At 64.8% G+C, this 6,957-nt stretch carries 7 protein-coding genes; 2 read left to right on the top strand and 5 right to left on the bottom strand.

Annotated features, from left to right (window positions below; all coding sequences use genetic code 11):
- From IT540_RS01510 to IT540_RS01495, 4 genes are all read right to left on the bottom strand, one after another.
- Positions 1-482: class I SAM-dependent methyltransferase (locus tag IT540_RS01510; RefSeq protein WP_291172273.1), on the bottom strand; the 482-nt coding region annotated here is incomplete at its 3' end.
- An 89-nt stretch (positions 483-571) separates the two neighbouring features.
- The gene (gene rpe / locus IT540_RS01505; RefSeq protein ID WP_291172270.1) at positions 572-1,264 is read right to left on the bottom strand and encodes a ribulose-phosphate 3-epimerase; all 693 of its coding nucleotides are present in this window, start codon (positions 1,262-1,264) and stop codon (positions 572-574) included.
- Between the two features lie 144 nt (positions 1,265-1,408).
- On the bottom strand, positions 1,409-1,903 hold the full coding sequence (locus IT540_RS01500) for a M23 family metallopeptidase (RefSeq protein WP_291172268.1): 495 nt from the start codon (positions 1,901-1,903) through the stop codon (positions 1,409-1,411).
- 167 nt (positions 1,904-2,070) lie between these two features.
- Positions 2,071-3,105: a glutamine synthetase beta-grasp domain-containing protein gene (locus tag IT540_RS01495; protein ID WP_291172265.1), complete on the bottom strand. Its 1,035-nt coding sequence runs from the start codon at positions 3,103-3,105 to the stop codon at positions 2,071-2,073.
- Positions 3,106-3,545: 440 nt separating this feature from the next.
- Between IT540_RS01495 and IT540_RS01490 the strand changes: the two genes are divergently transcribed.
- Positions 3,546-3,743: a DUF2735 domain-containing protein gene (locus IT540_RS01490; RefSeq protein ID WP_291172263.1), complete on the top strand. Its 198-nt coding sequence runs from the start codon at positions 3,546-3,548 to the stop codon at positions 3,741-3,743.
- Positions 3,744-3,788: 45 nt separating this feature from the next.
- Here IT540_RS01490 and IT540_RS01485 read toward each other — a convergent pair whose 3' ends face one another.
- Positions 3,789-4,718, bottom strand: coding sequence for a glutaminase (locus IT540_RS01485; protein WP_291172261.1), 930 nt, complete (start codon positions 4,716-4,718; stop codon positions 3,789-3,791).
- 159 nt (positions 4,719-4,877) lie between these two features.
- Here IT540_RS01485 and IT540_RS01480 point away from each other — a divergent pair, with 159 nt between their 5' ends.
- The gene (locus IT540_RS01480; protein ID WP_291172259.1) at positions 4,878-6,791 is read left to right on the top strand and encodes an ABC transporter ATP-binding protein; all 1,914 of its coding nucleotides are present in this window, start codon (positions 4,878-4,880) and stop codon (positions 6,789-6,791) included.
- The last annotated feature ends 166 nt before the right edge of the window (positions 6,792-6,957 follow it).

The raw sequence follows: 6,957 nt of genomic DNA, 5'->3' as shown, positions 1-6,957 counted from the left end.
TTGTTCTGCTGGGCCTCTTCAAGCGTGTCGTCGTCGGAGAGGAAGTAGGCGCAGGAGTACTGCATGCCCTTGTCGAGGAAGAGGCGGTAGAAATCGTTGCCGATGTCGTAGTGGTGGGCGACGTTGCGTTGCGCCTGACCCACGGGGTTGGCCTGCTGGAAGCGCTTCAGGCCTCGCGAGACCGTGCGCAGTGCCTTTTGCAGCGGATAGGAGCCGAGCGAGAGGCGATTGACTGAGAACAGGGTCAGGAAGTCGCGCAGCGTCGAGTTCTCGAAGCTCATGCGGCCGTCCATGTAGGCCTCGCCCGCGGCGAGTTCGGGATTCGTGAACAGCTTGCGATAGAGCGTCGGATCGGTGAGGCGCATGGTGACCTCGGGGCCTGGCGCGCGGCCGCCGAAGATGTGCGTGCGGCCCTCGGCGTCGATCACCTTCAGGGTGCCGAGGCGGACGAACGATTTCAGCATGTGCGAAAGCGGGAACATGGGGCCTCGCTGTTTCTCTGCGTGATCAGCACACCCGGCGCTGCACGCCACCCTCCCCGTCAAGGGGAGGGTGAAGGTTCGTTGGCGATCTAGGCGGCGTTCTTTCCGGCGCGGGCCTGCTCGGCCGCAGCGCGGATGGCCTTGATGTTGGCTGAGTAGCTGTCCTTCGTGCCGCCCTTGAAGACGGCCGAGCCAGCGACAAGAACGTTGGCGCCTGCCGCGGCGACCAGGCACGCCGTTTCCGGCGTCACGCCGCCGTCGACCTCGAGGTCGATGGGGCGGTCGCCGATCATCTCGCGGACACGGCGGATCTTGTCGAGCTGGGCGGGAATGAACGCCTGGCCGCCGAAGCCGGGGTTCACCGTCATCAGGAGAACGAGGTCGAGCCGGTCGAGCACGTGGGCAATGGCACTCTCATGCGTCGCGGGATTAAGCGAGACGCCGGCACGACAGCCCGCGGCGCGGATCGCCTGCAAGGAACGGTCGAGATGGGGGCCGGCCTCGGCGTGGACGGTGATGATCTCGGCGCCGGCCTTGGCGAAGGCGTCGATGTAGGGATCGGCAGGCGCGATCATCAGGTGGCAGTCGAAGGTCTTGCGCGAGGCGCCCCGGATGGCGGCAATCACCGGCGGGCCGAAGGTGATGTTGGGCACGAAATGCCCGTCCATGACGTCGAGGTGGATCCAGTCCGCGCCCGCGGCATCGACGGCCGCAACCTCCGCGCCGAGCTTGGAAAAGTCCGCCGACAGGATCGACGGCGCAATGATGAGCGGCCGGGGCATCGAGGGTGCGCCTTCCCGTTCGTGGTTTCGAGCCATCCCCCTACACGGCGCGGTGCGGCCCGGCAAGGGTGGAGCCGAAGCGATCCCACGGAGATGGTGAAAGAGCGGTGCTTTCCCGGTGGTCTTCCGGGGCCGCACCAGGGCTTACGGCGCTCGAGCGGCGAACCAATGTCCCGGATCCATCGCTCGGCCGTCCTTGCGCACCTCGAAGTGAAGGTGGGGGCCGGTGGTAAGCCCCGACGTTCCAGCGGCTCCTATCTCCGCGCCCGCCTCTACGCAGGTGCCTTGTGCAACCCCGATGCGACTCAAGTGGGCATAGGCGGTCTGCAGCCCGCCGCCGTGCTCGATAACGATCATGTTGCCGGACGGACCGTCGTAACCGGCCGCCGTCACGCGGCCCGACGCCGCTGCGCGGACGGGCGTACCTATCGACGTTCTGTAGTCCCAGCCCGGGTGGAGCTTGGCATAGCCGAGAATCGGATGGCGGCGGTAGCCGAAGCCCGCGGCCAGAGGGCCGTTGGTCGGCTTGGACAAGCGAAGCGTACCCGGGTTGGCGTCCAGGGAACATGCCCCTGCCGGCGGCGTCGAGGCCACGGCGAGGAGGATCGCGCTGGCGATGGCGAGCGGGCTGTTCTGCATCCGGCGACCTCCGTCGATGTGGTGGACGCAGAGTGCTTTCCAGTTTGCGCCGATTTCGCGGCCAGTGCAAAAACAATCCGCCCGAGACCGCGGATTGGGGACGCGTCCTCGGGCGGAAAGGGTCGTTGCGGGCGCTGTTGGTCAAACGGCGCGCGCTCTCAGTGTCGTCAGGCAGCCTTCGCGGCGGCTGTCGGAACCTCGGAGATCGTCTTCAGGACCTGCGAAGCGATGGCGTAGGGGTCGCCCTGCGAGTTCGGACGGCGATCCTCGAGGTAGCCCTTGTAGCCGTTCTTCACGAACGAGTGTGGGACGCGGATCGAGGCGCCGCGGTCGGCGATGCCATAGCTGAACTTGTTCCACGGCGCCGTCTCGTGCTTGCCGGTGAGACGCATGTGGTTGTCCGGGCCGTAGACAGCGATGTGGTCCTCGAGGTTCTTCTCGAACGCCTTCATCAGCGCCTCGAAGTAGTCCTTACCACCTACGGTGCGCATGTACTCTGTCGAGAAGTTGCAGTGCATGCCCGAGCCGTTCCAGTCCGTGTCGCCGAGCGGCTTGCAGTGGAACTCGATGTCGACGCCGTATTTCTCAGTGAGGCGGAGGAGCAGGTAGCGGGCCATCCACATTTGGTCGGCAGCTGTCTTAGAGCCCTTGCCGAAGACCTGGAACTCCCACTGGCCCTTGGCCACCTCGGCGTTGATACCCTCGTGGTTGATGCCGGCCGCGAGGCAGAGATCGAGATGCTCCTCGACGATGCTGCGGGCGACGTCGCCGACGTTCTTATAGCCGACGCCCGTGTAGTACGGACCCTGCGGGCCAGGATAACCGGAGTCGGGGAAGCCGAGCGGGCGGCCGTTCTTGTAGAAGAAGTATTCCTGCTCGAAGCCGAACCAGGCGCCGGGGTCGTCGAGAATGGTGGCGCGCTTGTTGGAGGCGTGTGGGGTGACGCCGTCCGGCATCATGACCTCGCACATCACGAGAACGCCATTGGTGCGAGCGGGATCGGGATAATGAGCAACCGGTTTCAGCACACAGTCGGAGCTGTGACCTTCGGCCTGCATGGTCGAGCTGCCGTCGAAGCCCCAGTACGGGAGATCGGCGAGATCCGGAAACGTGCTGTAGTCCTTGATCTGCGTCTTGCCGCGCAGGTTGGGGACGGGCGTGTAGCCGTCGAGCCAGATGTATTCAAGTCTGTACTTCGTCATCGATTGCTCCTCGTTTGAATCGAAGGTCGCGCGCCTTGCCACCGACGGCCCAGGCTCAAAGGCGTGTGTTGGATTCGCTCGCTGGGGCTGTCTCGCAGACGAGGTAGCGAATGCGCCGGGATCTGTTCCCGGCGGAAAGGCGGCGCACGTCATCTGGCGAACCGCCTGCACTCATCCGACTACTGTATTCCCCGAAGGAAATAGCGTTGTTTGGTAGCGAACAAAACACGCGCCTTGTGTGTTGAGTGGCTAGTGGAGAGGCAGAAAGAAGAAGGCCGCCTCGCAAAAAATGCTACCCAACTAAGCAAAAACAATCATGCCTATAGTTTATGCAAATCATGATTTTTAGCGAGCAATCTGTGCGAACTTCAGGCAAAATGCGCCCGATCGACGCTCTGATTTACACGCGTCACTAGACCCTGAACTAGAGAGACGAAACGATGACTACGATTACCAATCGCGAGACCGCGAAGATCTACCAGTTCCCTCCCGGCGGGCGAGCCGGAGTGCGTATCGGGCGCATGGTCGTGAAGCCGCTCGACGAGATGCAGGCCGCCGCTGCGACACGTGCCGTGATCGGCGGTAGCTGGTACCACGAGGAAGCCATCCGTGAAGCCGACCAGGTCGGGAAGCGGTAATGAAAGCCTACAGCAAAGTTTGAAGCGCGCAGGGAACTGCGCGCTTCAAACTCCGAAGATCGACCAGCCCATTCTCTTCGTTAAAGATTCGAGCGCGATCCTCCCGAGATGGGAATTGCCGTTCGAATCCAGCCCCGGCGACCACACGGCGATGGACGCCTTGCCGGGAGCAATGGCCAGAATGCCGCCGCCGACCCCGCTCTTGCCCGGCAGGCCGACCCGATAAGCAAACTCGCCCGAACCGTCGTAGTGACCGCAGGTCAGCATGACCGCGTTGATGCGGCGTGCGCGCTCGGGGTGGACCACGGACATGCCGGTGGTGGGATTGCGGCCGAGGTGGGCGAGAAATCGCCCGGCGGTCGCGAGCTGCCGGCAGGTCATGGCGATGGCGCAATGGTGGTAGTAGACGCCGAGCGTGAACTCCACCGGGTTCTCGAGCACGCCGAAGGATTTCATGTAGTTGGCAAGCGCAGCATTGCGGAAGCCGGTACGCTGCTCCGAGGCCGCGACGGCTTCGTCGATGGCGATCGTCTGATCGTCGGCGAGAAAGCGCATGAAGTGCAGGATCTCCCCGAGCGCCTCGCGGGGCTGATGGCCCGACAGGATCAGGTCGGTGACGGCGATGGCGCCGGCATTGATGAAGGGGTTGCGCGGGATGCCGCGCTCGTACTCGAGCTGCACGATGGAATTGAAGGGGCTGCCGGACGGCTCGCGGCCGACACGGCGCCACAGCCGGTCCCCGACCTTGCCCAAGGCAAGGGTCAGCGTGAACACCTTCGAGATGCTCTGGATGGAGAACGGCGTGTCGCTGTCGCCTGCCGCGGCGACGTTGCCCTCGGCGTCGATCACGGCGAGGCCGAATGCATCCGGGTCCACGCGTGCAAGCTCGGGGATATAGGTCGCAACCTCGCCACGGTCCGTTCGCTGGCGGATCTCGTCGGCGATTTCCTTCACGATGGTATCGAGGCTGGACACGGCGCTGCTCGTCTTTCCGAAATTGCGATTCTCGACCGCGGAGCCTACTTGCTCCGGGCGGCGCGCGTCATGCTCCAATGAGTCGCGCGGGATCGCCTGCGGCGCCTGAATAGGCTAGCCTGCGTCTTCCGACACATCCACAGAACACGGGATCTCCAGATGCCGCGGCAGACTTTCGATAGCGGCAGAGCGCGCGCCGGGCCGCTCGGAGCCTTTCCCGAAGGACCCAGCCCGTCCGGCACGCGTTCGTTCAAGGAGCGTGTCGGCGCGCTCAAGAATCTCGGTCCCTTCATTGTCATGGTTTGGGAGACCAACCCGGGCCTGACGCTCGCGCTCATCGGCCTGCGGCTCGTTCGCGCGCTGCTGCCGGTGGTGACGCTCTACGTCGGCAAGCTGATCATCGACGAGGTGGTGCTGCTGGTGCAGGCGCCGGACAAGCCGCCCTCGCTCGCCGCGTGGCTGGACAGCGGACGCCTCTCGTGGCTCGGCGTGCTCATCGCGGCCGAGTTCGGCCTTGCCGTGCTAGCGGACGTCCTGGGTCGCGTCGTGTCGCTCGTCGATAGCCTGCTGGCCGAGCGCGTCTCCAATGCGTCGAGTGTGCGCCTTATGGAGCATGCCGCAACGCTCGATCTCGAGGATTTCGAAGACGCCGAGTTTCAGGACCAGCTCGAGCGCGCGCGGCGCCAGACGAGCGGGCGCATGACGCTGATGGCGCAGATGTTCAGCCAGGCGCAGGATGTCGTAACTGTCGCCAGCTTCGCGGCGGGGCTGGTGCTCTATGCGCCGTGGCTTATCGTGCTGCTGGTGCTGGCGCTGTTGCCGGCGTTCCTCGGCGAAGCGCACTTCAACGCGCGCAGCTATTCGCTCGCCTACGTGCGCACGCCCGAGCGGCGCGAGCTCGACTACCGGCGGCAGACGGCGGCCAGCGTGGAGACGGCCAAGGAGGTCAAGATCTTCGGCCTCAACGGCTTCCTGATCGAGCGCTACCGGCGCCTGGCGTCGGACATGTACGCTGCCAACCGCAAGCTTGCGATCCGACGCGCGAGCTGGGGCGGGCTGTTCACGGCCATCGGCACCGTCGGCTACTACACGGCTTACGCGTATATCGTGGGTCGCACGCTGACGGGGGACTTCTCCATCGGCGACCTGACGTTTCTTGCGGGCTCGTTCCGGCGCTTGCGCAACCTTCTCGAGGGCCTGCTCGCTGGGTTCTCGACGACCGCCAGCCAGGCGCTCTATCTCGACGATTTGTTCAGCTTCTTCGAGATCCAACCGGAGATCCATTCGCCGGCGAAGCCGCTGCCGTTTCCAAGACCCATCCGCCAGGGGTTCCAGTTCGAGGATGTCGGCTTCATCTATCCCGGTGCCGACAAGTGGGCCGTGCGCAACCTGAGCTTCACACTCAAGGCCGGCGAGGTGCTGGCGCTGGTAGGCGAGAACGGCGCCGGCAAGACGACGCTGGTGAAGCTGCTCGCGCGCCTCTACGATCCGGACGAGGGCCGCATCCTGCTCGACGGCCGCGACCTCAAGGACTACGACCTCGATGCGCTGCGCGGGCACATGGGCGTCATCTTCCAGGACTTCGTGCGCTACAACTTCACGGCCGCCGACAATATCGCGGTGGGAAAGATCGAAGCGCGGGAGGATCGCGCGCGGATCGAGGCGGCGGCGAAACGCAGCCTGGCCGATGAGGTGATCGCGGGGCTTCCGGCCGGCTACGACCAGATGATCGGCAAGCGGTTCAAGAACGGCGTCGAGCTCTCGGGCGGCGAGTGGCAGAAGATCGCCATCGCGCGCGCCTACATGCGCGACGCCGACGTGCTGATCCTCGACGAGCCGACGGCGGCGCTCGACGCGCGCTCCGAGTTCGAGGTGTTCCAGCGCTTCAAGGAGCTCAGCCACGGCAAGACCGCCGTGCTCATCTCGCACCGCTTCTCGAGCGTGCGCATGGCAGACCGCGTCCTTGTGCTGGCAGGCGGCAGGGTCGAGGCGGCCGGGACGCACGAGGAGCTGATCGCACAGCGGGGGCGCTACTCCGAGCTGTTCGAGCTACAGGCCGCCGGCTACCGGTGAGGCGGAAATACTCTGTCCCGTGCGCATGTTAGTTCTCTCAAATCGGCAGTGAGCATGGGCGCTCTCATGCGAAGGAACTGCGCCGTCGTCACAAGACCGCGCGTAGGCTATTGTCGATATTTGCCGCATACGCATCACTGCGGCACTTTTCGTTCGCGGCTGGCAT

The sequence above is a fragment of the Hyphomicrobium sp. genome (assembly GCF_020852195.1).
In the GTDB taxonomy this organism is placed as follows: Bacteria; Pseudomonadota; Alphaproteobacteria; order Rhizobiales; family Hyphomicrobiaceae; genus Hyphomicrobium_C.
Note: the sequence above shows the minus strand (reverse complement) of the source record. Positions and strands in the feature narration are given on the sequence as shown.

Excerpts from the sequence above, each read along its gene's own strand:
- rpe (WP_291172270.1), bottom strand. The coding sequence starts at position 1,264 with ATGCCCCGGCCGCTCATCATTGCGCCGTCGATCCTGTCGGCGGACTTT.
- IT540_RS01500 (WP_291172268.1), bottom strand. The coding sequence starts at position 1,903 with ATGCAGAACAGCCCGCTCGCCATCGCCAGCGCGATCCTCCTCGCCGTG.
- IT540_RS01495 (WP_291172265.1), bottom strand. The coding sequence starts at position 3,105 with ATGACGAAGTACAGACTTGAATACATCTGGCTCGACGGCTACACGCCC.
- IT540_RS01490 (WP_291172263.1), top strand. The coding sequence starts at position 3,546 with ATGACTACGATTACCAATCGCGAGACCGCGAAGATCTACCAGTTCCCT.
- IT540_RS01480 (WP_291172259.1), top strand. The coding sequence starts at position 4,878 with ATGCCGCGGCAGACTTTCGATAGCGGCAGAGCGCGCGCCGGGCCGCTC.